This is a genomic window from Falsiroseomonas ponticola (genome assembly GCF_016805305.1).
Lineage (GTDB): Bacteria > Pseudomonadota > Alphaproteobacteria > Acetobacterales > Acetobacteraceae > Falsiroseomonas > Falsiroseomonas ponticola.
Map to the genome: position 1 here is coordinate 448,508 of NZ_JAERQN010000003.1, position 25,442 is coordinate 473,949.

The 25,442-nt window shown below is 72.0% G+C and carries 23 protein-coding genes; 9 read left to right on the forward strand and 14 right to left on the reverse strand.

Annotated elements, in window-relative coordinates; translation table 11 throughout:
- Window positions 1–5: 5 nt before the first annotated feature.
- Genes JJI54_RS12650 through fdhD form a run of 4 tightly spaced genes read right to left on the reverse strand, consistent with a single transcriptional unit; the run spans window position 6 to window position 2,782 of the window.
- Window positions 6–1,061 (reverse strand): C45 family peptidase, encoded by a 1,056-nt coding sequence (locus JJI54_RS12650; RefSeq protein WP_203073348.1) that lies wholly within the window; start codon window positions 1,059–1,061, stop codon window positions 6–8.
- 16 nt (window positions 1,062–1,077) lie between these two features.
- Window positions 1,078–1,203 (reverse strand): hypothetical protein, encoded by a 126-nt coding sequence (locus JJI54_RS32705; RefSeq protein ID WP_264177176.1) that lies wholly within the window; start codon window positions 1,201–1,203, stop codon window positions 1,078–1,080.
- Between the two features lie 30 nt (window positions 1,204–1,233).
- Window positions 1,234–1,884 (reverse strand): molybdenum cofactor guanylyltransferase MobA, encoded by a 651-nt coding sequence (gene mobA, locus JJI54_RS12655; RefSeq protein WP_203073349.1) that lies wholly within the window; start codon window positions 1,882–1,884, stop codon window positions 1,234–1,236.
- The gene (gene fdhD, locus JJI54_RS12660) at window positions 1,874–2,782 is read right to left on the reverse strand and encodes a formate dehydrogenase accessory sulfurtransferase FdhD (protein ID WP_203073350.1); all 909 of its coding nucleotides are present in this window, start codon (window positions 2,780–2,782) and stop codon (window positions 1,874–1,876) included. The genes mobA and fdhD overlap by 11 nt, the downstream gene beginning before the upstream one ends.
- A 153-nt stretch (window positions 2,783–2,935) precedes the next feature.
- Between fdhD and JJI54_RS12665 the strand changes: the two genes are divergently transcribed.
- The gene (locus JJI54_RS12665) at window positions 2,936–4,090 is read left to right on the forward strand and encodes a helix-turn-helix transcriptional regulator (protein ID WP_203073351.1); all 1,155 of its coding nucleotides are present in this window, start codon (window positions 2,936–2,938) and stop codon (window positions 4,088–4,090) included.
- Between the two features lie 3 nt (window positions 4,091–4,093).
- Here JJI54_RS12665 and JJI54_RS12670 read toward each other — a convergent pair whose 3' ends face one another.
- Window positions 4,094–4,549 (reverse strand): hypothetical protein, encoded by a 456-nt coding sequence (locus JJI54_RS12670; protein WP_203073352.1) that lies wholly within the window; start codon window positions 4,547–4,549, stop codon window positions 4,094–4,096.
- A 71-nt stretch (window positions 4,550–4,620) separates the two neighbouring features.
- Window positions 4,621–6,882, reverse strand: coding sequence for a fused MFS/spermidine synthase (locus JJI54_RS12675; RefSeq protein WP_203073353.1), 2,262 nt, complete (start codon window positions 6,880–6,882; stop codon window positions 4,621–4,623).
- 203 nt (window positions 6,883–7,085) lie between these two features.
- On the opposite strand from JJI54_RS12675, the gene JJI54_RS12680 reads away from it, so the two are divergent.
- Window positions 7,086–8,648: an acetolactate synthase large subunit gene (locus tag JJI54_RS12680; protein ID WP_226381690.1), complete on the forward strand. Its 1,563-nt coding sequence runs from the start codon at window positions 7,086–7,088 to the stop codon at window positions 8,646–8,648.
- Between the two features lie 2 nt (window positions 8,649–8,650).
- Entirely contained in the window at window positions 8,651–9,430 is a 780-nt protein-coding gene (locus JJI54_RS12685; RefSeq protein ID WP_226381691.1) for a short-chain dehydrogenase/reductase, read from the forward strand.
- A gap of 6 nt (window positions 9,431–9,436) precedes the next feature.
- On the opposite strand, the gene JJI54_RS12690 is transcribed toward JJI54_RS12685, so the two are convergent.
- From JJI54_RS12690 to JJI54_RS12705, 4 genes are all read right to left on the reverse strand, one after another.
- Window positions 9,437–10,633 (reverse strand): acyltransferase family protein, encoded by a 1,197-nt coding sequence (locus JJI54_RS12690; protein ID WP_203073355.1) that lies wholly within the window; start codon window positions 10,631–10,633, stop codon window positions 9,437–9,439.
- 42 nt (window positions 10,634–10,675) lie between these two features.
- The gene (gene murA / locus JJI54_RS12695; RefSeq protein ID WP_203073356.1) at window positions 10,676–11,929 is read right to left on the reverse strand and encodes a UDP-N-acetylglucosamine 1-carboxyvinyltransferase; all 1,254 of its coding nucleotides are present in this window, start codon (window positions 11,927–11,929) and stop codon (window positions 10,676–10,678) included.
- Between the two features lie 263 nt (window positions 11,930–12,192).
- Window positions 12,193–12,747 (reverse strand): dCTP deaminase, encoded by a 555-nt coding sequence (dcd, locus tag JJI54_RS12700; RefSeq protein WP_164696578.1) that lies wholly within the window; start codon window positions 12,745–12,747, stop codon window positions 12,193–12,195.
- 236 nt (window positions 12,748–12,983) lie between these two features.
- Window positions 12,984–13,946: a Bug family tripartite tricarboxylate transporter substrate binding protein gene (locus tag JJI54_RS12705; protein WP_203073357.1), complete on the reverse strand. Its 963-nt coding sequence runs from the start codon at window positions 13,944–13,946 to the stop codon at window positions 12,984–12,986.
- Window positions 13,947–14,014: 68 nt separating this feature from the next.
- On the opposite strand from JJI54_RS12705, the gene JJI54_RS12710 reads away from it, so the two are divergent.
- From JJI54_RS12710 to JJI54_RS12720, 3 genes are read left to right on the forward strand one after another with little or no spacing between them, the layout of a single operon-like run.
- On the forward strand, window positions 14,015–15,643 hold the full coding sequence (locus tag JJI54_RS12710) for an FAD-dependent monooxygenase (RefSeq protein ID WP_203073358.1): 1,629 nt from the start codon (window positions 14,015–14,017) through the stop codon (window positions 15,641–15,643).
- Window positions 15,640–16,410, forward strand: coding sequence for a maleate cis-trans isomerase family protein (locus JJI54_RS12715; RefSeq protein WP_203073359.1), 771 nt, complete (start codon window positions 15,640–15,642; stop codon window positions 16,408–16,410). Before JJI54_RS12710 ends, JJI54_RS12715 begins: the two co-directional genes overlap by 4 nt.
- Window positions 16,407–17,597, forward strand: a complete 1,191-nt coding sequence (locus JJI54_RS12720) for an extracellular solute-binding protein (protein WP_203073360.1) — start codon at window positions 16,407–16,409, stop codon at window positions 17,595–17,597. The genes JJI54_RS12715 and JJI54_RS12720 overlap by 4 nt, the downstream gene beginning before the upstream one ends.
- Window positions 17,598–17,744: 147 nt before the next feature.
- Here JJI54_RS12720 and JJI54_RS12725 read toward each other — a convergent pair whose 3' ends face one another.
- From JJI54_RS12725 to JJI54_RS12735, 3 genes are read right to left on the reverse strand one after another with little or no spacing between them, the layout of a single operon-like run.
- The gene (locus JJI54_RS12725; RefSeq protein ID WP_203073361.1) at window positions 17,745–18,539 is read right to left on the reverse strand and encodes an alpha/beta fold hydrolase; all 795 of its coding nucleotides are present in this window, start codon (window positions 18,537–18,539) and stop codon (window positions 17,745–17,747) included.
- On the reverse strand, window positions 18,536–19,360 hold the full coding sequence (locus tag JJI54_RS12730) for an alpha/beta fold hydrolase (RefSeq protein ID WP_203073362.1): 825 nt from the start codon (window positions 19,358–19,360) through the stop codon (window positions 18,536–18,538). The genes JJI54_RS12725 and JJI54_RS12730 overlap by 4 nt, the downstream gene beginning before the upstream one ends.
- Complete coding sequence (locus JJI54_RS12735) at window positions 19,360–20,526, reverse strand: acyl-CoA dehydrogenase family protein (protein ID WP_203073363.1); 1,167 nt, start codon at window positions 20,524–20,526, stop codon at window positions 19,360–19,362. The genes JJI54_RS12730 and JJI54_RS12735 overlap by 1 nt, the downstream gene beginning before the upstream one ends.
- Here JJI54_RS12735 and JJI54_RS12740 point away from each other — a divergent pair.
- Genes JJI54_RS12740 through JJI54_RS12750 form a run of 3 tightly spaced genes read left to right on the forward strand, consistent with a single transcriptional unit; the run spans window position 20,525 to window position 24,186 of the window.
- Window positions 20,525–21,697, forward strand: coding sequence for an aminotransferase class V-fold PLP-dependent enzyme (locus tag JJI54_RS12740; protein WP_203073364.1), 1,173 nt, complete (start codon window positions 20,525–20,527; stop codon window positions 21,695–21,697). The two genes, JJI54_RS12735 and JJI54_RS12740, sit on opposite strands and share 2 nt — an antisense overlap.
- Window positions 21,698–21,712: 15 nt before the next feature.
- A complete protein-coding gene (locus tag JJI54_RS12745) occupies window positions 21,713–22,822 on the forward strand; it encodes a DSD1 family PLP-dependent enzyme (RefSeq protein WP_203073365.1) in 1,110 nt (369 codons plus the stop codon).
- A gap of 47 nt (window positions 22,823–22,869) precedes the next feature.
- Window positions 22,870–24,186: a protease gene (locus tag JJI54_RS12750; RefSeq protein ID WP_203073366.1), complete on the forward strand. Its 1,317-nt coding sequence runs from the start codon at window positions 22,870–22,872 to the stop codon at window positions 24,184–24,186.
- A 3-nt stretch (window positions 24,187–24,189) separates the two neighbouring features.
- Here JJI54_RS12750 and JJI54_RS12755 read toward each other — a convergent pair whose 3' ends face one another.
- Window positions 24,190–25,416, reverse strand: coding sequence for an SAM-dependent methyltransferase (locus tag JJI54_RS12755; RefSeq protein WP_203073367.1), 1,227 nt, complete (start codon window positions 25,414–25,416; stop codon window positions 24,190–24,192).
- Window positions 25,417–25,442: the final 26 nt, after the last annotated feature.

Below are 25,442 nucleotides of genomic sequence, written 5' to 3' on the forward strand. Positions count from 1 at the left end.
CGCCCTCAGGCGGCCTCGTCCCGCCGCGCCGGGTCGGCGCCGCCGGCGGCCAGGTGCAGCAGGGCGGTCACCTGCCGCTCACCCGCGAAGCCGGCGACGGAGAGGCGGCCGGCGGCCGGGCGCATCACGGCGGCGAGCCGCGTGCCGCGATTGACCAGGGGCGGGCGGAGCCAGGCCAGGCCCTCCGGCGGGCCAGCCTCCAGCAATCCGGCCATCATCGCCTGGCGCGTGCCGCTTTCCATCCAGCGCGCCGCGCCGGGCAGGCCGAGCCCGTCCCAGTGGTTGGCCATCGCCACCCGGGGGCCCCGGCGCTGCGCCTGGCCATCCGGGGTGCGTTCGATGCAGACGGCCTCGCCCGGCCTGGTGCCGGCCAGGGTGAAGGCGACGGGGGCGGCGAGCGGCGTGTCCCGCAGCATGGCGAGCGCCGTGCCGAAATCCGGCGCGGTGTCGCAGACCACCCTCAGCAGATGGGCGGGGGGCAGGGCGCGGCTGCGCCAGAGGGCGGGGCGGGAGGCCAGCCAATCCGCCGCGATGCCTGCCAGCCCCAGGCCCCGCGCGCGCGCCGCGGCGCCGAGGCGCGTCAGCGGCAGGGGCGGCTGGTTGATGGCGGCGGCGAAGCGGCCCGGCGCCAGGGCCGTGATGGTGCCGGCCAGGCCCGGCCAGCCGACATGCCACCATTCGCCGGCGGGGCCCGCCTGGCGGATGACGCACAGCGCCTCCCCCAGCCCCTCCATCGGCCAGTCCAGCACGCGCAGCATCACCGGCTCCCCGGTCGCCTCGATGCCGCAGGTGCAGGCCCATTCGTAGGAGAGGTTGAGCAGCCAGGCGCCGGGGCTGCCGATCTGCCGGGCGACGGCCGCGATCTCCGGCCCGAGGGGCGAGGCGTTGCGCGCCAGCCAGCGGCGCGACAGCGCATCGCCGAGGCGCAGCCCGGCCGCGGTGTGGCGGCGGCGCGCGATGGCGAGGATGGCGGCGACATCGGCGGCCTGCGCGGCCGCCGTCGCGGCGGCGGGGTGGGCGGCCCCGCGCGCATCCAGCAGCGGGATGCGGCGCGACGCCATGGCCCCCGCCCTCAGCTCAGAGGCGCACGCCCTCGGTCGTGAAGCGCTGGTCGGCGGTGCGCTGGAAGTTCTGGTCCAGCACGACATAGGCGCCGATGGCGATGACGACGGCCGCGAGGGCGCCGGTCAGGACGGATTTCATGCGGGCGTTCTCCCCAGATACGCGAGACGCCTACTCTATCGGTGCAACATTGCCGGCTTGCAAGTGGCTGGCCGCCTGGGCGGCGATGCGCTCGGCCTCCGCCAGGTCTTCCGGGGCATTGGCGTTGAAGAAGGGGTCGAAGGGATCGGCCGGCCAATCGGCATGGGCGCAGCCATGGCGGGCGGTCCAGCGGTCGATCTTGCGCTCGCCGGCCAGCAGCGCGGCGCGGAGGTCATGCCGCAGCGCGACGGGCCAGAGGCCGATGGGCGGATGCGCCTGGCCGGCGGAGCGGGCGCAGGACAGCGTCACGCCGGCGGCTTCCCGGGCGGCGTGCAGGCGCGCCACCAGGTCGGCGGGGATGAAGGGCGCGTCGCCGGTCAGCGACACCACCCAGGGCAGGCCCGGATGCGCCGCCGCCGCGTGATCGAGCGCGGCGAGGATGCCGGCCAGCGGGCCGGGATGGTCCGGCAGCGTATCCGCCACCACCGGCAGGCCATAGCTGGCGAAGCGGGCGGGATCGCCATTGGCGTTCAGGATGAGGGCCGGCACCTGCGGGCGCAGCCGGTCCAGCAGGTGGTCCAGCAGCGGGCGGCCGGCGACCAGGCGCAGCGGCTTGTCCCCGCCCCCCATGCGCCGCGCCAGGCCGCCGGCCAGGATGACGGCCAGCGTGTCACTCCGCATCGCGCGCCGTCGCCTCCGCTTGGGCTTCCAGGCTGTTCTTGCGCCAGTGCTTGGCGCTTTCCTCCGGCACATAGGCGGGGTCGGCGTCGAAGACGATGCGGCTTTCGCCGGCGAGTGCCACGAAGCGCTTGCCCTTGCAGCGGCCGATCAGCGTCAGGTTGGCCTCCCGCGCCAGCTCCACCCCCCAGGCGGTGAAGCCGGAGCGCGACACCAGGATGGGGATGCCCATGCGGACGGTCTTGATGACCATCTCCGAGGTCAGGCGGCCGGTGGTGTAGAAGATCTTGTCCTCCGGCCCTTCGCCGTTGCGGAACATCCAGCCCGCGATCTTGTCCACCGCGTTGTGGCGGCCGACATCCTCCATGTAGACGATGGGCTGGTCCTGCCGGGCGAGGGCGCAGCCATGGATGGCGCCGGCCTCGAGGTAGAGGCTCGGCAGCGTGTTGATCCGGTGCAGCAGGCGGTAGAGCCAGGATGTCCTGATCTCGGCTGACATCGGAAGCCGAGCCTGAGAAAAATCCTCCATGAGGTCGCCGAAGGCGGTGCCCTGGGCGCAGCCGGAGGTGAGGGTCTTCTTCTTCAGCTTCTCCTCGAAGTTCGTCCTGGCATCGGTGCGGACGACGACGACCTGGAGATCCTCGTCATAGTCGATCGCGGCAATCCGGTCTTGCCGTTTCAGCATACCCTGGTTGAGGAGGTAGCCGATGGCGAGGTCCTCCGGCCGGTCGAGGATGGTCATCATCGTCACGATCTCCTGCCCGTTGAGGTAGAGGGTCAGGGGGCGTTCGACGGTGACGCTGGTCTCGATGGGCTGGCCGAGGTGATCGATGCCGGTGACACGGCGTGTCAGGCGCGGATCGGCGGGGTCGGGCTGCACGCGAAGCGGGGTATCGGTCATGCCGTGCAGGGTGGGGTGGGGGCGGCCGGGCTGCAAGCGGGGCGGTCGGCCTGGCGGGGGCGGCACTTCCCGCGCGCAGAGCGGAACATCTGTTCCACCATGACGCGCTTTTGGGACTGTAACAGGCGACGCGCATAGTGCTATTCTGTATTCGTGATCATCCGACCCGAGTTGCCTGATCCGGATGCCTTTGCGCTGGGCCTGTATGCCGCCGTCCTGGACGGCCGCAGCATTGCCAGCGCCCTCCTCGGCCTGTCGCGGCGCCTGGGCACCAGCACCCATGCGGTCCATCTGATGCGCTTCGCGCATGGCGCGCCGCGGGACAGCCGGTCCGAGGGCAGCCCCAACACCGCGCCGGAGGTGATGGCCGAATACGGCCGGTTCTGGATCCGCCACGACCCCTGGGCGCAGGCCGCGGCGCAGGCGCCGGACGGCGTGCTGAACATGGCCCGCGTGGTGGCGCCGGACCTGTTCCGCCGGACCCCGATCTGGAACGAATGGGCGGCGCCGCGGGACGGCGCCTTCAACTGCATGGCGGCGCTGGTGCATGCGCCGGGGGGAATCGTGGGCGGCGTCGCCTTCCACCGCTCGGTGCGCGCGGACGCCTTCTCCCGCACCGAGGAGGAGATGCTGCGCCCCTACTACCCCGCCATCCGCCGCGCCCTGGTGGCGGAAGCGCGGCTGGCGGCGGCGGGGTGGGAACAGGTGCGGGCGCTGCGGGCCGGCTTCGCGGCGCTGCGCCAGGGCGTGATGCTGCTGGACCGGCACCGCCGCATCATCGTCACCAACCCGGCGCTGGAGATGATGGTGGCGGAGGATGACGGCCTGTCCTTCGTGCCGGATGGCGGGCTGAGTTCCTTCGACCCGCAGGCGCGGCAATCGCTGGCGCGGGGCGTCGGCGCGGCGATCCTGGCGCTGGACGGCAAGGTGAAGATGATGCCGGACGCCGCCGGCCTGACCCTGCCGCGGCGGTCCGGCGCGGCGCCCTGGCTGGTGCAGGTGCTGCCGCTGCGGGGGCTGGAAGCCATCGGCATGCCGGAAGGCTTCACCGGCGTGATGCTGCTGGTGACGGATGACGAACAGCGCCCGCGGCCGCGCGCGCCGCTGCTGCGCCAGGCCTTCGGCCTGACGGCGGCGGAAGGCGCGCTGGCGGCCGCGCTGGCGGCGGGCAAGACGGTGGCGGAGCATGCGCAGGCACGGCGCATCGCCGTGACCACGGCGCGCAGCCAGCTGACCGCCATCCGCCGCAAGACCGGCTGCCGCCACCAGGCGGAGCTGACGGCGCTGCTGGCGCGGCTGACGGGCTGAGGGTCAGTCCCCCCGCAGCACGAAGGGGCGCAGCAGCATGGCGGTGCCCCAGCCCCAGGCGCCGTTCAGCAGCACCGCCCGCCAGATGGCGATGGAATTGCCGCCCGCCCACATCGGCAGGCCCTTCAGCTGCGCCACGATGGTCATGCCGACCACGGTCGCCGCCATGCCGATGACGAAGCCGCCCATCAGGTCCGGGATGCGGACCCAGCGGATCAGCCCGGCCAGCAGGATGCCCCAGAGGCCGCCCCAGAAGGCGAGGGAGACGACCTGCGGCACGCCGAAGGGCGGCACGCCGCGCAGGTTGAAGCCCTGCGCCGCCGGCCGGAAGGCATCGGCCGCGCCCGTCACCGCCTTGATCAGCGGGAACTGGTGGTACAGCACCCAGACCGTCCCCTGGTGGAAGACGATCACCGCGAGCGCCCCGCAGATGAACCCGAAGAGCAGGACCTTCTTCACGCAGCGACTCCGTCTTGGGGACAGGGCGAATCTAGAACGTGCGGCCCTGTCCCGCCAACCGATGCAGGCCCCTACCGATGCGCCGCGCGCAGCATCAGGTCCTGCGGCCGCGCCAGCGCCTGCGTCCCGGTGACGGTGTTGTTCAGGTAGAACTCGTCCCGCGGGAAGACATCCGTCAGCGTCGCGCCCACGCGCGGCGTGCCGGGCGCCCAGCTCAGCGCCGGGCGGCTGAACAGCCCCGCATAGTCGCTGAAGCCGGTATTGCCCCGGCCGAGATGGGCCTGGACCGCGGGCTCCGCGAAGCGCCGCGCCAGGGCTTCCGCGTCATAGGGGATGGGCCGGTCGGAGCCGATGATGACGGAGGACGGCATCAGCAGCAGCGTGTGGGGGAAGACGGTGCTGAAGGTCTCCACCACGCGCTGGGTCGGCGCCCATTGCACATAGATCCCGCCCGGGGCCAGGCGGCGGCGCACCTGCTGGAGGAATTCCTCGGAATAGAGGAGGCCGGAATGCGATCCCTCCGGCAGGATCGCGTCCGCCTGGATCACGTCATAGAGCTGGTCGCCCTTCGACAGCGCGCGGCGGCCATCGCCGTATTCCAGCTGCCAGCGGGGGTTGCGGAACATCTCGGCGATCGGGCCGCGGGGATAACGCTCCCCGATCTGCTCCAGCGCCGTCAGCACCGGGCCCACCAGCTCGATCGCGCGGACCTGGTGCGTGGCGGCGGAGACGCCGGCCGCCCAGGGCGTGCCGCCCGACCCGATGCCGATGCAGAGCACCAACTTCGGGTCCGGATGGATCAGCGGGCCGACCGCGCCGAGGAACTGGTGGATCGGCAGGAAGGGGATCCGGCCCTGGGAGAAGCCCTGGATGAAGAAGGGGCCGTGCGGGCCATCCTGGCCGGGCAGGTTGTCGTCCCGGAAGAAGGCGACGCCGGAGCGGTCCTCCGCCCAGGCGACCTGGTGGCGGGGCTGTTCCGCATGCAGGCGGGACCAGAGCGCGGCATTGCCCGGCAGCGCCACCACGGCCAGGGCGCAGGCGGCGGCCAGCGCCATTTCGGGCCTGCGGCCGCGGCCTTCCTTCCACAGCCAGCCCAGCATCAGCAGCACCGACAGCGCGGCCAGCAGCTTCAGCGTGCCGGCGGTGCCGAGCAGGTGGAAGGTGACGATGCCCGTGCCGATGGACCCCGCCGCATTGCCCAGGATGTTGGCCAGCTGCACCCAGCCGACCCGCGCGCCGACCGAGGCCAGGTCCTGCTGCACCGCGCGCTGCACGAAGGGGAAGGTCATGCCGATGAGGAAGGAGGGCGGGCCCACCACGATCAGCGTCAGGATGACGGTGGTGGCCAGGCCGCCGCCGCGCAGCCGCTGCACATCGGCCGAGAGGAACTGGTTGATCGGCCAGTAGGGCAGGGCGATGAACAGCGCCAGGATGAGCACGGCAGCCAGGGCGAAGCCGCCGGCCTGGGTGATGAAGAAGGCCGGGCGGGGGTCCTTCAGCCTGCGCACCATCCGCGCCGCGACCGCCATGCCGAGCCCGTCCGCCAGCAGGAAGATGCCGAGCACGGTCGGGAAGAGGTAGGCGTGGTACTGGCCGACCTGGCCCAGCAGCCGCACCCAGACGATCTCCAGCGCCACGATCACGTAGCCCGACAGGAAGACCAGCAGGCACCAGAGCTTCAGGCTGCCGAAGGGCTCCGCCGCGCCGGCCGCCGCCGCGGCGCGGGGGGCGGGCTTCGGCACGTCCCGCCCCAGCGTCGGCAGCAGCGTCAGCGCCAGCACCGCCGCCAGCACATCGAGCCCCGCCGCCAGCACCAGCGCGCCGACGAAGCCGAGATTGCCGACGATGAACCAGCCGCCGAGCAGCGCGCCGAGGCCGGCGCCCAGCGTGTTCAGGCCGTAGAGGCTGCTGATCCGCTCCGCCACCGTGTCGAGGCTGGTGGCGATGGCGCGGGCCAGCAGGGGCAGGGAGGCACCCATGAGCGTGGTCGGCAGCACCAGGCCCGCGAAGCACAGCGCGAAGATGGCGATGGGGGCATCCACCACGCCGGCCAGCTGCAGCGCGAGGAAGTCATAGAGGAAGAACTTGGAGAGCAGGGCGAAGAGGGCGACGCCACCCTCCGCCAGGGCGAAGCCGATCATCGCCTGGCGCGGGGAGAGGCGGTCCGCCAGCTTGGCGCCGATGATGGAGCCGAGGCCGAGCCCGGCCAGGAAGGCACCCACGACCAGCGCCGCGGAGATGGTGTCCGACCCCGCGAAGATGCCGAGCATGCGCTGCCAGACGATCTGGCAGAGCAGCGCGCCGAAGCCCGAGCAGAAGAATGCGATGGCCAAGCGTGGCATCGGCCGCCCCTTATCCGTGATCCAGCCCGCCAGCCCCCCTGGTGCGGGTCCGGGATCAATTGACGGAAACTGCGTCAGTATTACGGCGCTGTCACCCCTGGGTGGCGGCAGGCGCATGGCTGGGGGGGTGCGCCTTCGCCCTTCGCGGCCGGTCCCCTTGCGGCCTTCGCCGCGCCCGCGCACCCTCCCGGGCCATGGAATGGGGGAGCCCAAGGGTGAACGGAGCGGAAAGCCTGGTGCACACACTGCTGGGGGCGGGGGTGGATACCTGTTTCGCCAACCCCGGCACCAGCGAGATGCATTTTGTCGCGGCGCTGGACCGCATCCCCGGAATGCGCTGCGTGCTGGGGCTTCAGGAGAATGTCGTCACCGGCATGGCGGATGGCTATTTCCGCATGGCGGGCAAGCCGGCGGCCACGCTGCTGCATTGCGGCCCGGGCCTCGCGAACGGGCTCGCCAACCTGCACAATGCCCGCCGGGCGCGGTCGGCCATCGTCAATTGCGTCGGCGACCAGGCCACCTACCACCGGCCCCTCGATGCCCAGCTGACCGCGGATACGGAAGGATTCGCGCGCGCCGTCTCCGGCTGGACGCGCACCGTGGCGCGGGCGGACGAGGTGGGGCGGGATGCCGCGACCGCCGTGCAGGCGGCGATGACCAGCCCCGGCCAGATCGCGACGCTGATCCTGCCCTCCGACACCTGCTGGGACGAGGCGCCGGGCGGCCCGGCCGCGGCGCTGCCCGTGCCGGCGCGGCCGCAGGCGGACCCGCATGCCGTGCGCAACGCGGCGAAGGTGCTGCGGGAGCGGTCCAACGTGCTGATCCTGCTGGGCGGCCTTGCCCTGACCGAGGAGGCGCAGGCGCTGGCCTGGCGCATTGGCCAGGCGACGGGGGCCAGCATCCTGGCCGAGATGTCCAACGCCAAGGTGGCGCGCGGCCGCGGGCGCATGCAGCTGGAACGCGTGCCCTATCCGGCGGACCTGGCGATCGAGGCGCTGAAGCCCTTCACCACCATCATCCTGGTGAACAGCAAGGCGCCGGTCGGCTTCTTCGCCTATCCCGGCAAGCCGTCCCGCCACCACCGGGAGGATGCGGACATCGTCCTGCTGACGCGCTACGAGGCCGACCCGATCCAGGCGCTGACCGCGCTGGCGGAGGAGCTTGGCGCCGGCGCTGCGGCGATCCCCGATGCCGGCCCGCGCCCCGATCCCGTGCGCGGCAAGCCGACGCCGGAGGGCCTGGCGCAGACGCTGGCGGCGCTGATGCCGGAGAACGCGGTCATCGCGGATGAAAGCGTCTCCTTCGGCCGCGGCTTCTACAAATTCACCCACAATGCGCCGGCGCATGACTGGGTGCACATCACCGGCGGCGCCATCGGCTGCGGCATCCCGCTCGCGACCGGCGCCTCCATCGGCGCGCCGGGCCGGCGCGTGATCAACCTGCAGGCCGACGGGTCGGGCATGTACACGCTGCAGGCGCTGTGGACCCAGGCGCGGGAGAGGCTGGCGATCACGACGATCGTCATCTCCAACCGCAAGTACCAGATCCTGCTCGGCGAATATCAGGGTGTGGGCGCCAATCCCGGCCGCACGGCGCTGGACATGATGGACCTCGGCAATCCGGACCTGGACTGGGTGAAGCTGGCGAACGGCATGGGCGTGGAGGCGGCGCGGACGGGCACGCTGGAGGGGGTCGCGGACCTCATGCAGCAGAGCTTCGCCTCCGAGACGCCGTTCCTGATCGAGATGGAAGTCTGAGCATGGCGATGGAGATGGGCGTTGCCGGCAAGCGGGTGCTGGTCACCGGCGGGTCGAAGGGGATCGGGCTGGCCTGCGCGGAGGGTTTTGCCCGCGAAGGCGCGGATGTGGTGCTGGTGGGGCGCGATCCCGCCGCGCTGGCCGCCGCCGCCGACAAGGTGCGGGGCAGCGCGCAGGTGCGGGTGGAGACGCTGGCGGCCGACCTCTCCAGGGCCGAGGAGCGGGAGCGGGTGCATGCCGCCCATCCCGGCATCGACATCCTGGTGAACAATGCGGGCGCCATCCCGTCGGGCCGCCTGCAGGACATCCCCATCGCGCGGTGGCAGCAGGCCTGGGACCTGAAGGTCATGGGCTACATCCACCTGTGCCAGCTCTACCTGCCGGGGATGGAGGAGCGGCGCGCGGGCGTGATCTGCAACATCATCGGCATGGCCGGGCGCGCGCCGCGCATGGGCTATATCTGCGGCGGCGCGGGCAATGCGGCGCTGATCGCCTTCACCTCGGCGCTCGGCGGCGCCACCCAGGCCATGGGCGTGCGCGTCTTCGGCATCAACCCGGCCGCCACGCGGACGGACCGGATGGAGACGCAGGCGCGCGTCAACGCGAAGCTCAAGTTCGGCGACGAGGAACGCTGGGCGGAGACGCTGACGGGCCTGCCCTTCGGCCGCCCGATCGAGGCGGCGGAGATCGCGGACCTGACCGTGTTCCTGAGCGGCCCGCGCGGCGCCTATGTGAACGGCACCGTGGTGGATGTGGATGGCGGGGGTATGTTCCGGGGGTAGGAGGCGCTACCCGGCTGCGCGCGGCGCGCCTGGCGGGCGCGCCACCCATTCGCCGAAGCGCCGCGCCCAGCGAATGCCCGCCGCATCGACGATGGCCGCATAGGGCGCGGCGAGCGCCAGCACGACGGCGACATAGACCAGCAGGTTGACCAGCAGCGCGACATCGCCCCGCGGCAGCGCCAGATAGAGGCCCGCGGAGAGCGAGCACAGCAGCGGCAGGTGCAGCAGGTAGCCGGCATAGGACAGGTCCCCCAGCCATTGCAGCGGCCGGGATGACAGCCAGCGCCCGGCGAAGCCCCGCGACACCGCCGCCACCAGGCAGACCGCCCCCAGCATGTTGTAGAGCGGCACGTTGAAGAAGACCTGCTCCGGCGCGGTGAAGGGCGCCGGCAGCCAGGAATAGGGCGCGTGGCCCGGCAGGTAGGACCCGACGAACAGCCCGAAGACGGCCAGGAACGGCACCGCCCGCGCCGGCACCCGCACCGCATGCACCAGCGCACCGCCCAGCATCACCATCACGAAGATCGCGAAGGGGCCGAAGAGCAGCGCGACGAGGACGATGAAGGCCAGCACCGGCACCGCGCGCAGGCGATGCGGCATCACGAGGAACAGCGCCAGGATCATGAGCGCGCCGAGGAATTCGTAGCGCAGCGTCCAGAGCGCGCTGTTGAAATGCGTCTCCCCGGTCACCAGCACGTGCCAGGCCATGTCCCGCAGCGCGGCCGGAAGCGTCAGCTCCGCCGGCGGCATCTGCGTGCCGATGATCACGGACCCCGTCTCCGCCGCCACGGCGCCCACGGCATAGAGGCCGGCCTGCGACAGCAGCCAGGACAGCAGGATCACCGGCGCCATGGCGACCGTCAGGCGGATGTAGCGACCCCAGAGCGTGACGCGCAGCCGATCCGCCCGGCCCTCGAAATAGGGCATCGTGACGACATAGCCCGACAGCGCCAGGAAGGTCATGACCGCGAAATTGCCGCCGGTCAGCAGCGTCACGCCCGGCAGCTGCAGCCACGGCGTCAGCCAGTGCGGGTTCGCGGTGGGCGGAAAGAGGGCCGGGTTATAGGGCGTCAGCGCATCCGGCAGATACGCCATGATGAAATGCACGATCATGATCTGCACGCAGAGGATGCCGCGCAGCCCGTTCAACCCGGCATGGCGCTGCCCCGCCACGACCGCCACCCCAGCGCCATCCAGCGCCATGCCAACCACGCTCCCCGCCACGCCGTCCCGGAAGGCGCGCCCTCAGACGCGCTCGATCTCGGCCCCCACCGCGCCCAGCTTCCGCTCGATCGATTCATAGCCGCGGTCGAGGTGATAGACGCGGTTGACGATCGTCTCCCCCTGCGCCGCCAGGCCGGCCAGCACCAGGCTGACGCTGGCGCGGAGATCCGTGGCCATCACCGGCGCGCCGCTCAGCTTCGGCACGCCGCGCACGATCGCGCTCTGGCCGTGATACTTGATGCGGGCACCCATGCGCATGAGCTCCGGCACATGCATGAAGCGGTTCTCGAAGATCGTCTCCGTGATCATCGAGGCACCCTCCGCCACGCACATCAGCGCCATGAACTGCGCCTGCATGTCGGTGGCGAAGCCGGGGAAGGGCTCCGTCATCACATCCGCGCCGCGCAGCCCGTTGAGGCGCGTGACGCGGAGCCCGCCATGCTCCTCCGCAACATCGACGCCGGCCTCCCGCATCACGCGGACCACGGCGCCGAGATCGACCATCCGCGCGCCCTCCAGGAACACGGAACCGCCCGTGATGGCGGCGGCGCAGGCATAGGTGCCGGCCTCGATCCGGTCCGGGATGATGGGATGGGTCGCGGCACCCAGGCTCTTCACGCCCTCGATCACCAGGCGATCGGTGCCGATGCCCTCGATCCGCGCGCCCATGCGCATCAGGCACATGGCCAGGTCGCCGATCTCCGGCTCCCGCGCCGCATTCACCAGCTCCGTCACGCCATCGGCCAGGCAGGCGGCCATCAGCAGGTTCTCGGTCGCGCCCACGCTGACCTGGGGGAAGATGATGCGCGCCCCCTTCAGCCCCTGCGGCGCCTTGGCATGCATGTACCCGCCTTCGAGGTCGAAGACGGCGCCCATCTGCTCCAGCCCCTTGATGTGCAGATCGACCGGCCGCGTGCCGATGGCACAGCCGCCCGGCAGGCTCACCCGCGCCTCCCCGAACCGCGCCACCAGCGGGCCCATCACCAGCACGCTCGCGCGCATCTTGCGCACGAGGTCATAGGGCGCCTCCAGGTTGCTGGCGGCACCCGACATGGTCAGCGTCCGCGCCGCCCGGTCATGCACCACCGTCAGCCCATGCTGCACCAGCAGATGCCGCATGGTCGCGATGTCCGCGAGATCCGGCGCATTCTCCAGCACCAGCGGCCCGTCACTCAGCAACCCCGCCGCCATCAGGGGCAGCGTAGCGTTCTTGGCCCCCCCGATCGGAATGGACCCCTTGAGCGGCCTGCCCCCGCGAATGCGAATACGGTCCATGGCGCGTGGCCTCCGACTCTAGAGTGTGGCTCGGGTGAGTTGCGAGGGGCGCTGCCCCTCGCGCTCCCCGCCGAGGGGCAGCGGCCCCTCGGAACCCATGAGATCGGTGGATGAAGGGAGGGGCCTGGAGCGACCGCTTGTTCGAAGCGCGCTCCGTGCCCCTCCCTTCATCCACCGATAACCTCGCGGTCCAGGGTCCCGCTGGACCCTGGTGGGGGGTGCCGGGGGGCAAAGCCCCCTGGCAAGGCCCCCCGCGCCACGCCTCAGAGCCGTGGCAGCGACACGCCGCGTTGGCGCATGTATTTGCCTTGGCGGTCGGCGTAGCTGGTTTCGGGGGCGCCGGCGCCTTGCAGGAACAGGAACTGGCAGATGCCTTCATTCGCGTAGATGCGGGCGGGCAGGGGGGTGGTGTTGCTGATCTCGATCGTGACCTGGCCTTCCCATTCGGGTTCGAGCGGGGTGACGTTCACGATGAGGCCGCAGCGCGCATAGGTGGATTTGCCGAGGCAGATGACCAGCACGTCGCGCGGGATGCGGAAGTATTCGATGGTGTGGCACAGGACGAAGCTGTTGGGCGGGATGATGCAGGTCTCCCCGCGCCGGGTCACGAACCCCTGGTCCGAGAAGACCTTGGGATCGACGATCGCGTTGTCCACATTGGTGAAGATCTTGAATTCATCGGCCAGCCGCGCGTCGTAGCCGTAGGAGGAGAGGCCGTAGCTGATCACGCCCTCCCGTCGCTGGCTTTCGACGAAGGGTTCGATCATGGCCTTGTCCTGGGCCATCTGGCGGATCCAGGTGTCGGGCATGATGGGCATGGGGTGGGGCGGGCTCCAGCGCGTCGGGGCGGAGGGGTTACCCCAGCCGGGCCGGGGGGGCTAGCCCTTTGCGTCGTCCCCCGGGGGTGGCGGGGCTGCGGCGGGGGGTGGCGGGTCCTCCGCCCGGGCGCGGGCCTGGGCTTTCCGCTTGCGGAGATTCTCCCGCAGGGCGGCGGCCAGGCGGGCTTCGCGCTCGGCCTTGCTGCCGGGGGCGGGGGGTGGGGGCTTCGCGGCCATCAATCCGCGCGGATATTGGCGGCCCGGACCACGGCGGCCCAGCGCGCGACCTCGGCGGCGATGAAGGCCGTGTATTCGGGGGCGGAGAGGCGGCGGGGGGTGGCGCCGGTCTCGACCAGGCGGGGCGCGATCTCGGGGGTCGCGAGGCCGGTCAGCACCTCGGCATTGAGGCGGGTCACGATCGCCTCCGGCGTGCCGGCGGGGGCGGAGAGGCCGAACCAGGTGGAGGCGACCAGGTCGGGGTGGCCGAGTTCCTTGAAGGTCGGCAGGTCCGGCCAGCCTTCCACGCGGCTGTCCGCGGTGACGGCCAGCAGGCGGAAGCGGTCATTGCGCCCGGCCTCCACCAGGGTGGTGATCATGGCGTCCACCGCGTTGGCCATCAGGTCGTTCATCATGGGCCCGCTGCCGCGATAGGGGACGTGGGTGGTCTCGATCCCCGCGGAGCGCTGCAGGATGGCCTGCTTGGCGTGGGAGGAGGTGCCGTTGCCCGGCGATCCGATGGTCATGCCGGGCCGCGCCTTCGCCGCCGCCACGAACTGCTCGAAGGTCCGGATGGGGGAGGAGGCGCTGACGGCGAGCACCGAGGGGATTTCCGCCATCACGGCGATATGGGCGAAGTCCCGGACGGAATCGTAGGGCATGGAGCGATAGACGCTGGGCCCGACTCCGAAGCTCGCGATGTTGGAGACGACGAGGGTGTGGCCGTCCGGCGCGCTTTTCGCGACGAAGTCGGAGCCTACGGTGCCGCCGGCGCCGGCGCGGTTCTCGATCACGAAGGGCTGGCCGAGCACGGAAGCCAGGCGCTGGCTGACCAGGCGGGCGATGAAATCCGTGGTGCCGCCGGGCGGGAAGGGGACGACGACGCGCACCGGCCGGCTGGGGTAGCCTGCCTGCGCATGGGCCAGGCCCGGCAGGGCCAGCGGGGCCAGCGGCAGCAGGGCGAGCAGGTCGCGACGGCGCATGAGGGGGGTCCCGTTCCCGATTCCGGCGCGGAGCCTATAGCATGGCGGCCGCAGCGCGGAGGGGCGGGATGGCGCCGGTCTTGATCGTGGGGGGTGGGCCGGTGGGGCTCTGCCTCGGCATCGCCCTGGCGCGGGCCGGTATCGCCGCGGTGCTGGTGGAGGAGCGGGAGGGTCCGACGCCGCACCCCAAGGCGACGCTGCTCGGCGCGCGGTCCATGGAGCATTTCCGCGCCTGGGACCGGCTGGACCTGAAGGTGGCGGAGGCCGCGATGCGGCAGGAGGAGGACTATTTCATCCTCTTCTGCGACCGGCTGGCGGGGCATGAGCTGCACCGGTTCCGATCCCCGGGGCTGGAGGCGGTGCGGCGGCGGGCGCCGGAGGCGGTGGCGCGGTTCCGGGAGCTGGCCTGGTCCCCCTGGGGCAAGACGCAGATCGGCCAGCAGGCGCTGGAGCCGGTGCTGCTGGCGGAGGCGCGGCGGCAGCCGCTGCTGGAACTGCGCCATGGCTGGCGGCAGGTGGATTTCGCGCAGGACGGGGACGGCGTCACTGCACAGGTGGAGCAGGTGGCGACCGGGCGGCGGGAGAGCTTGGCGGCGCGCTGGATGGTCGCCTGCGATGGCGGGGGCAGCGCGGTGCGGCGCAGGCTCGGCATCCGCATGGGCGGGCGCGGGCGGATGCGCAGCAATGTCAGCTACCTCTTCCGCTCGCCGGATTTCCTGGCCGCGCATGGGAAGGGGCTGGCGAACCTCTATTTCTGCCTGGCGCCGGATGCCTTCGGCGTCTTTACCGCCATCGACGGGCACAGCACCTGGAACTACCAGCATTACTGGGCGGACCCGACGCGGGATGCGGGCCAGGATGATCCGGCGGCGGTGCTGCATCGCGCGATGGGCAAGCCCTTCGCCTTCGAGCTGCTGGCGACGACCCATTGGCACCACCACCAATCGGTCGCGCATCGCTGGCGGGATGGGCGCGTCTTCCTGGCGGGCGATGCCGCGCACCTCTTCGTCCCGACCGGCGGCGTCGGCATGAACACGGGCATTGGCGATGCGGTGGACCTGGCCTGGAAGATCGCGGCGGTGGAGCAGGGCTGGGGCGGGGAGGGCTTGGTCGACAGCTATGAGGCCGAGCGCAAGCCCGTGGCCTGGCGCAACAGCGTCATCAGCGCCAACAACTCCGACCGCATCGACATGGTGATGGGGGAGGTGGCGCCGGATATCGCGACGTCGGAGGCGGCGCGGGAGGCGCTGCGGCAGCGCATCCTCTGGATGGCGAAGCAGTTCAACAGCGCGGGCACGCATCTGGGGTATCGCTATGCCGACAGCCCCATCGTGGTGCCGGATGGCACGCCGGAGCCGCCGGATGATCCGGGGCAGGTGGTGCCCGGCACCTGGCCGGGCAGCCGCTTCCCGCATGGCTGGCTGGCGGATGGGACGAGCACGCTGGACCTGGCGGATCGCGGCGGCTTCACGCTGCTGGCGGCGCCGGGGGCCGCCGCGCCCGGGCTGGCGGCGGCGATCCGCGCGGCGGGAATTCCGCTGACGGAGCGTGCGGTGGCCGATCCCGTCGCGGTGGACCTGATGCAGCGCCCCCTGGTGCTGCTGCGCCCGGACGGGCATGTCGCCTGGCGCGGCGAGGCGGACCCGGAGGGGGCCGCGGCGATCGCCGCACGCATTCGTGGAGGGGTAGCGGCATGACGGTGGAATATGCGCCGAAGGGGCTGATCGGTGTGCTGACGCCGCAGGCGAACACCACGGTGGAGCCGGAATTCGCCATGCTCTGGCCGGCCGGCATCGCCATGCTGAATGCGCGCCTGACCAGCCCCAAGGACACCATCGTGGCGCGCCTGCTGGACTATCTGCGGGACCTGCCGGGCTCGGCCGCGCAATTCGCCAATGCGCCGATCGACGCCATCGCCTTCGCCTGCACCGGCGCCAGCTACTACGCCGGCGTGGAGGAGGAGGATGCGCTGGTGGCGCGGATGGAGGATCGGCTCGGCATTCCCGTCATCACCGCCGCGACCGCGGTGCGCGACGCCTTCCTTGCGGTGGGGGCGGAGCGGATCGGCCTCGTCTCGCCCTATCCTGATGACCTGACGGATGCCGCGACGGGATACTGGCGCGCGCGGGGCTTCGATGTGGTCGATGTCTCCCGCGGTGCGATGCAGGATGGCGCCTTCCACCCGATCTACGCCATGAACGCCGCCGGCGCCGCGGCGGCGTTGGCAGCACTTCCGGCGGGGCGTGCGCAGGCGGTGGCGATGCTGGGCACCGGGATGCCGACGCTGGGCGCCATATTGGAGAAACCCTTTGTGGGGGAGGCGCCGGTGACCTCCTGCATGCATGCGCTGGCCTGGCGCTGCGTGCGGGCGGTGACGAAGCAGGCGCCGGATGCGGAAAGCCTGCTGGCCTGGGTGCGCGGCGCGGATTGGGGCGCGCGGTACCGGGAGCGCATGGGCGCGTGAGGCGCCGCGCCTTCCTGCCCGCGCTGCCCGCGCTTCCCGCGCTGCTGGCGCGGCCGCTGCGGGCGCAGGCGGATCGGGTGGTGATGCTGGGCGATGCGGCGACGCAGGCCATGCTGTCCGGGGGGCCGGGCGGCATGGTGGCGGGCGATGGCATCGTCTGGACGATCTCCGACACGCCGCATGAGCGCGCGCTGCGCGATGCCGGGCTGGCGCAGGGCAGCTACGACCTGGCGCTGCTGCCGCATCACCTGGTGACGCCCCGCGTCGCGACGCTGTTCCTGCCGCTGGAGGAAGCGGTGGAGGACATCCCGCCCGCCTTCCGCCGCGCCTTCACGCTGGATGGGCGGCTCTACGGCCTGCCCTTCGCGCAGGTGACGCAGGCGCTGTTCCGCAACACCGCCATCGCGCGGGACGCGCCGGCGCCCGGCACGGCCGCTGCCATGCTGGCGGCCTGCCGCGCGGCCGCCGGGCGGCGGCCGGATGGATCGGCCGTGGCGGGGCTGGTGGCGGATGGGCCGGGACTCGCCATCGACCTCGCGCGGCTCTGGGATGGGGATGTGCTGGATGCGGCGCTGGCGCTGCGGGTGACGGAGCCCGCCATGCTGCGGGGGCTGGAGGCGCTGTCGGCCCTGTTCGCGGAGGGCGCGCTGCCCCGCACCCTGCCGCGCTTCACGCCCGCCGATGCGCTGCGGGACATGCAGGCGGGGCGCGGCGCCTTCGCGCTGGCGCCCTTCCTGCGCCACGGGCTGCTGAACCGCCCCGGCGCCAGCCGCGATGCCGGGCGGATCGAGGTTTCCGCCGTGCCGGGGGTGGAGGGCCAGGCGGCGCCGGTGACGGTGGCGCTGCGCGCGCTGGTCATCCCGCGCAACGCGGCGAACCCGGATGGCGCGCGGCGCGCCCTGGGCCGGCTGGGCGGGGTGGAGGCGGCGGTGCGCGCGGGGCTGAACGGCAATGGCCCCACGCGGCTGGCGGCGCTGGCGGACCCGCGCTACCGCGCCGCGGTGCCCTGGGCGGCGGCGGAGGAAGCGGCGGTGCGCGTCGCCCGCCCGGCCCTGCCGCCCTTCGCCCAGGCCGCGCGGGCGGAGGCGATCATCCGCGCGGAGGTGGAGGCGATGCTGGTGCGGCCGCGCACCGCCGCGGAGACGGCGGAGCGGCTGGCCTTCCGCCTGCGGCCGCTCCTCGCGTAACGCTTCCGAACTTCCGCGTCGCGGCCTGCGTTCCCGCGGGACCTGCAACCGGAGGAAACCACGCCATGAGCGACCGTCATCCCCAGGGGCCGGCCATGCCCTTCACCTTCCCGCTCGTCGCCGGCAGCGCGATCGTCGCCGTGCTGATCATGTACCTGCTGGAGAAGTCGCTGTAGCGCGCGCGAGGAAATCCAGCACCATCGCGTTGAAGGCCGCCGGCGCTTCCCAGTTGATGGCGTGCCCGGCCTCCGCGATCACCTGGAATTCGTGGCGCCGCAGGTTGGAGGCCCAGAGCTGCATCAGCCGCGGCGGCGCGTAGAGATCCGCGCCACCGGCGATCACCAGCGCGGGCACGCCGATGGCCGCGACCTTGGCGAAGCTGTTCGGCGTGCGGAGCGGCTGCGCCACGCCATCGGCGCGCATGGCATGGCGGTCGATCTCGATCCAGCGCGCCAGGCCCGCGGGTTCGAAGCCGCGATAGCTGGGGCCGAGTTCGCGCATCTCGCTCGGCAGCGCCTTGAAGGCAGGCGTCGCGATGCGGCTGTAGGGTTCCGTGATGGCGGGGTCGATGAACTGGCCGTAGCTGGCCCCGACGATGAGGGAGCGCAGCCGGTCGCCGCGCCAGGCCGCATAGTCCAGCGCCGCGAAGCCGCCGCCGGCCACGCCGAGGAGGTGGAAGCGCGGCAGGGCGAGGTGCGTGGCCAGCGCGTCCAGATCCTCCGCGATGCAGCCGGGCTGCGGGCCGGTATCGGGGCGCGGCACGCTGCGCGCCCAGCCGCGGCGGTCGAAGGCGATGACGCGGTAGCCGGCCTCGGCGAAGGGGCCGAACTGATGGGCCCAGCTATCGGCATTGCCGGTATTGGCGTGCAGCAGCACCAGCGGCGCGCCATCGCCGCCGCTGTCGGTGTAGAAAAGATCGACGCCCGGGAGGGAGGCGATCATGCCAGCCACTCCCGCAGCAGCGCATTGACCTGCCCCGCGGCCTCATAGGCCACCCAATGGCCGGCGCCGGGCACCAGCGCGATGCGCGCATCGGGGCGCGCGCGCTTCAGCGCATCCGTCCGCAGCGAGATGTCGGGCATCGCCACCTGGTCGCGATCGCCCCAGATGGCGTTCACCGGCACGCCCTGCGCGCGCACCAGCGCATCCGCCAGCATCGTCGCGGTGGCGAAGGGGCGGCTGCGCAGGCGGGAATTGATGAAGGCGCGTTCCTGGATGGCCAGCGCCAATTCGTCGATCTTCGCGGCATCCGCGATCATCATGGAGCCGAGGTTGTGGCGATGCGCCGCGACGCGGTCGGCGCCTTCCTTGTCCCGGACTTTCATCAGTGGCACGGGATGCCGGGGCGTGCCCATGGAGCCGGCGCCGAGGATCGTCACGCTGCGCAGCCGGGGCGCCAGCAGCGCCGCGACATGGCCCGCGATGTTGGCGCCGAAGGAGAAGCCGGCGAGGTCCACGGTTTCCGTCGCCGGCACCAACTCGCGCAGCCCCGCCGCGACCACGGCGGCGACATTGGCAGGCGAATGCTCCCCGGGCGGGTTGGCGCTGTCGCCGAGGCCCGGCAGGTCCGGCGCCAGCACGGCGCGGGTCGCGGCGAAGGGCTCGATCTGCCGCGTCCAGTGCAGCCAGGACCCGCTGCCGCCATGCAGCAGCACCAGCGGCCGGCCCGCCCCCTCGTTCCAGCAGCGCCAGACCATCGTGCCATCGCCGCATGGCGTCTCTCGCCTTGTGGCGCTGGCATCGAGGCGATCCAGGAACTCCATCAGTAACTCCTCGGCAGTCCGAGCACGCGCTCGGCGATGTAGCAGAGAACGAGTTGCGGGCTGACCGGCGCGATGCGGGGAATGAAGCTTTCGCGCAGCAGGCGTTCCAGATGGTATTCCTGGGCGTAGCCATAGCCGCCGAGCGTCATCACCGCCTGCTGGCAGGCGTTGAAGCCGGCCTCGCCCGCCAGGTATTTCGCGGCATTGGCCTCCGCCCCGCAGGGCATTCCCTGGTCGTAGCGCCAGGCGGCCTGCATCACCATCAGCCGCGCCGCTTCCAGCTGCATCCAGCAGGCGGCGAGGGGATGCTGGATGGCCTGGTTCTGGCCGATGGGGCGGCCGAACACCACGCGTTCCTTCGCATACTGGCTGGCGCGCGCGATGGCGGCGAAGCCGATGCCGACCGCCTCCGCCGCCACCAGGATGCGTTCGGGATTGAGGCCATGCAGGATGTAGTCGAAGCCCTTGCCTTCCTCCCCGATGCGGTCCTCCATCGGCACCTCCAGCCCGTCGATGAAGAGCTGGTTCGAATCGACGGCGTGGCGGCCCATCTTCGGGATCTCGCGCACCTCCACGCGGCTGCGATCGAGCCTGGTGTAGAACAGCGACAGGCCCTCGCTGCGCTTCCTCACCTGCTCCAGCGGCGTGGTGCGGGCCAGGATGAGCATGCGGTCCGCGACCTGCGCGGTGCTGATCCAGACCTTCTGGCCGGTGATGACGTAGCGGTCGTTGCGCTTCTCCGCGAAGGTCCTGAGCTGCGTGGTGTCGAGGCCCGTATTGGGTTCCGTCACCGCGAAGCAGGCGCGTTCCCGGCCTTCGATCAGCGGCGGCAGCATGCGCGCCTTCTGCTCGGCCGTGCCATGCACCACCACCGGCATGGGGCCGAAGATGTTCATATGAACAGCCGAGGCGCCGGACATGGCGGCGCCGCTCTGCGCGATCTCCTGCATCATGACAGCGGCCTCGGTCACGCCGAGGCCCGCGCCGCCCACTCCCTCCGGCATGCAGATGCCGAGCCAGCCATCGGCCGCCAGCGCCTGGTGGAATTCATGCGGGAAGGCATGCGCGCGGTCCTTGGCCAGCCAGTAGTCGTCGCCGAAGCGGCCGCAGATGCGGCCGATCGCCTCCCGCAGCGCCTCCTGCTCGGCCGAGAGCTGAAAATCCATGCCCGTCTGTCTCCTCCGTGCGGAGCGTGCCAGCATGGCCGCCAAGCGCAACCCCGAGGGCCCGCCCGTGCCGCTGTTCGACCCCGCCGCCTTCCGCCTGCCCGCCGGCGCGATCCATGTCTGCGCGGCCGGGGAGACGCCGGTGCTGCACGCCCAGGGCGCCGCGCTGGACCGCCATGCCGTGGACAAGTCCGAGGGCCCGGCCGGCCGTGCGCGGCTGGATGCGGAGGTGGAGCGGCTGCGCGCGCGGCTCGGCGCCTGGTGGAAGGTGGAGACGGCGGGCATCGGCCTCGTCTCCTCGGTCGCCGAGGGCATGTCCATGCTGGTGGAGAGCCTGGACTGGCAGCCGGGCGACGTGGTGCTGGTGGATGCGAAGGAATATGCGAGCGTCGTCGTGCCGCTGGCGATGCGCCCGGGCGTCGAGCTGCGCTTCGTGCCGATGAACGATCCGGCGGCGGTGGCGGCGGCCGCGACGGGGCGGGTGCGGATGATCGCGGTCTCCGCCGTCTCCTACCTCGATGCCGCGCGGCATGACCTGGTGGCGCTGCGCGCGGTGGCGGACCGCGCGGGGGCGATGCTGGTGGTGGACTACACCCAGGCCAATGGCTGGATGCCGATCGAGGCCGAGGTCGCGGACTTCGCCTTCTCCGCCTGCTACAAATGGATGCTGGGGCTGACGGGGCTGGCGGTGGCGTATTGGAACCGCGCGCGGCAGCCGGGCTGGGCGCCGGCGACGGCGGGTTGGTATTCCATCGTCACGGGGCCGCGGCCCGATTACGGCGCGCCCATCGCGCTGCGGCCGGATGGCGGGCGCTTCACCCGCGGCAATCCCGCCCATGCGGCCACCTATGCGCTGCATGGCGCGCTCGATTTCCTCGAGGCCATCCCGCAGGGCGTGGTGCAGCGGCATGTGCAGCGGCTGACCGTGGGCCTTCTGAAGCGCCTCGATGCCGCCGGCATCGCCTCCATCACCCCGCCCGATCCCGCGCATCACGGCGCCAGCGTCTGCATCGCGCATGAACGGGCTTCCGCTGTCGTGGAGGGCATGGCCGCGCGCGGCGTGCTGGCCTGGAACGGGCGCGGGCGCATCCGCATCAGCTTCCACGGCTACAACGACGAACGCGAACTCGACCCGATCATGGCCGCGCTGACCGCCGCCATGGCTTCCTGAGGAATAGGACAGAGCATGCTCCAGCACCCCCCCGCCGAGCCCGGCATGCGCGAGGAGGATATCGACACCCCCGCGCTGGTGCTCGACCTCGACGCCTTCGAACACAACCTCGACACCATGGCGGCGCTGCTGGCGCCGACGGGCACGAAGCTGCGGGCGCACGCCAAGACGCATAAATCGCCGGTCGTCGCGCTTGCCCAGATGAAGCGCGGCGCCGTCGGGCAATGCGTGCAGAAGGTGGCGGAGGCCGAGGCGCTGGCCTGGGGCGGCGTGCCGGACATCCTGGTCAGCAACGAGGTGATCGCGCCCCGCAAGCTGGCGCGCCTGGCGGCGCTGTCCGGCATCGCCAAGGTCGCCGTCTGCGCCGATGACGTGGCCGGCATCGCCGCCATCGAAGCCGCGGCGGAACACGCCGGCATCCGCATGACCGTGCTGGTGGAGATCGATTGCGGCGCCGGGCGCTGCGGGGTGGAGCCGGGGCCGCAGGCGGTGGCGCTGGCGGAGCGGATCGCGGCGAGCCCGCACCTCATCTTCGGCGGGCTGCAATCCTACCACGGCAATGCCCAGCACCGCCGCACGCCGGAACAGCGCCGCGATGCCATCGCCCATGCGGCGGAAGGCACGCGCCGCACCGTGGAACAACTGCGCCAGCGTGGCCTGGCCTGCGCCATCGTGGGCGGTGCCGGCACCGGCACCTTCCAGCACGAAGCGGCGTCCGGCATCTGGAACGAGATCCAGGCGGGCTCCTACGCCTTCATGGATGCGGATTACGGGCGGAACGAGGACCCGCCGCCCTTCCGCCACAGCCTTTTCGTGCTGTCGCAGGTGATGAGCGCGCCGCGGGACGGCTTCGCGGTGCTGGATGCCGGGCACAAGGCGGTGGCCGTGGATAGCGGCCTGCCGCTGGTCCATGGCCGGCCGGGGCTTGCCTATACCGGCGCTTCCGATGAGCACGGGAACATCAGGGCGGAGGATCCGTCGCTGGCGCCGAAGCTGGGGGAGAAGCTGCGCCTGGTCCCCGGCCATTGCGACCCGACGGTCGATCGCTACGACTGGTATGTCGGCGTGCGCCGCGGGCGCGTCGAATGCCTCTGGCCGATCGCGGCGCGGGGGGGAATGGCCTAGCCCGCGGCGAGGCACTATGCCTGGGGGCGTTCAATCCAGGCGTGTGCATGCTGAAGCTGGCGTTTCTTCTGATTGGCCCGGCCTCCTTCCGGGGACATTGGCATGGTATCGCGGCGCTCGGCGCCGGCTTGATGGGCCTGGCGGCGCTGGTGGTGACGGATGTCGTGCCGGCCATCTCCGCCATCACCTACCACGCGCTCGGGCTCGCCTTCGCCGCCTATGGCGCGCTGGCGCTGGCCGCGGCGGTGGTGGCGCGGCGCGGCGCCGCGGCTTGCCTGGCGCCAGCCCTCTCCATGCTGGCGGGGCTGGCCATCCTGCTGGCGCCGATCGAAAGCGACCTGGCGCTGGCGCTGTTCTACGCCTTCCTCTTCGTGGTCGATGGCATCGGGCGGATCGTGCCCGCCATGGTCGGCCGCTTCGTCGGCTGGCGGCTGCATGTGGCGCTGGCGGTGGGGGAATTCCTGCTCGCCCTGCTGCTCATCGCCGGCTGGCCGATCCCGCGCAGCCATGCCGTGCATTTCTGCGTCGGCGTCTTCATCGGCGGCGCGGGGTGGCTGCTGCTCCGCCTCGGCCTGATGCTGCGGACGCTGGAGGAGGAGGTCGCGATCCTCATGCTGCCGCTCTTCGCCGGGCGCGGCTGGTACGAGCATGCGCCGATCCTGGTGGAGGACGATGCCGGCGCGCGCCGGCAGGACAGGCCGATCCTGATCCGCGTCTGGACGCCGCGCGGCGCCGCCAACATCACCGACCGCATGCCCATCCTGGACCGCTACATCGGCGCGGTGGACCGGGATGGCAGCATCTCCACCGGCCATTCCTCGCTGGAGGTCGCGCCGGATGTCTATATCAGCCACTACCCGAAGCAGGAGATGACGCGGTCGAGCGACCACTTCCTGCACGCGCTGCGCGGAGCCAAGGAGAATGACGCGCCGGGCCTGTTCCAGCCGGACTACGCGACGGAGGTCGCGCAATGGGTGGAGGCGGACCGGGAGGTGCGGTTCCACACCTACAATCCCCGCCGGCTGCGCGCCTTCTGGATCGGCTACCGGCAGGACAGCACCTACAACGTCGTGAACCGCAACTGCTCCACCGTCATCGCCGGCGCGCTGGATGCGGCGCTGGAAGGCGTGCTGGCGACGGACCGGCCCTGGCGGCGGCTGCTGGCGCTGATGCTGAACCCCGACATGTGGCTGGCCGGCCTCATGCGGCTGCGTGCCGACAGCGCCACCTGGACCCCGGGCTTCCTGCTGGACTACGCGGTGCCGCTGGCGCGGATCGTGGACCGGCCGGACCTGTCCTGGCACCACCGCTTCGCCTGGTTCCTGGCGCGCTTCCGGCGGCCGGAGGAAGCGGGGGCGGATTGAGGCTCAGCCGGGCTTGCGGATGCGGTAGAGCCCGACATCGATGGCGCCCGTGCGGAAGCCGCCCTCGCAATAGGCGAGGTAGTAGCGCCAGAGCCGCTGGAAGCGCTCATCCAGCCCCATGGCGCCGATCTGCGGCTGCGCCGCCTGGAAGCGCGCATGCCATTCGCCGAGCGTGCGGGCATAGCTCTCCCCGAAGCATTCCTCCTGCTCCATCGCCAGCCCGGCCGCCGCGACATGGGCGCGGAGCACGGAGGGGGAGGGCAGCATGCCGCCCGGGAAGATGTGGGTCTGGATGAAGTCCGCGCCGCGGCGATAGGCCTCGAAGCGATCCTCCGCGATGGTGATGACCTGCAGCACCGCGATGCCGCCGGGGGCCAGGCGGTCCCGCACCGCCTGGAAGAAGGCGGGCCAATAGGCTTCGCCCACCGCCTCGAACATCTCGATGGAGATGATGCGGTCGAAGGTGCCGGTGACGTCGCGGTAGTCCCGCAGCATGAGCTCGGCGCGGGGCGCGAGGCCGGCGGCGGCCAGGCGCGCCGTGGCGTGGGCGAGCTGGCGCGGGGACAGGGTGATGCCGGTGAGGCGCGCATCGCTGGTGGTCAGCAGCCGCTCCGCCAGCCCGCCCCAGCCGATGCCGATCTCCAGCACGCGTTCCCCGCCGCCGAGGCCGAGCAGCGCGATCGCGCGGTCCTGCTTGGCGGTCTGCGCTTCCTCCAGCGTCGCGCCGGGGCGGCGATACAGGGCGGAGGAATAGGTCATGCCGGGGTCGAGCCAGGCGGCGAAGAACTCGTTCCCCAGGTCGTAATGGGCGATGATGTTGCGGCGGCTGCCGGCGCGCGTATTGGCGCGCAGCCGGTGGCGAAGCCGGTTCCACAGCCGGGCGAGGGGGGAGCCGACCACCAGCGGGTCGATGGTGGCGCCGTTCACGCAGGCCAGCGCCACCACCGTGGCGGGGTCGGGGCTGGACCAGTCGCCATCGCCATAGGCTTCCGCGAAGGCGACGTCCCCGCCCAGCGCCAGGCGGCGCACGGCGCGCCAGCGATGCAGCACCAGCGTCGCCTCCGGCCCCGGATGGGGGGCGCGGTGCCGCCAGGTGGCGCCGGCCGGCGTCACGATGGTCAGGCTGCCATGGCTGAGCCGGGCGGCGATGCGGCGGAGCAGGGCGCCGCGAAGGCCGAGGCGGTGGGTGGGCTCGGGCGCGGTCGCGCCGCCATCCAGGGTCTCGCTCATCGCGTCGTCTGCCGGTTCCGCTCGCC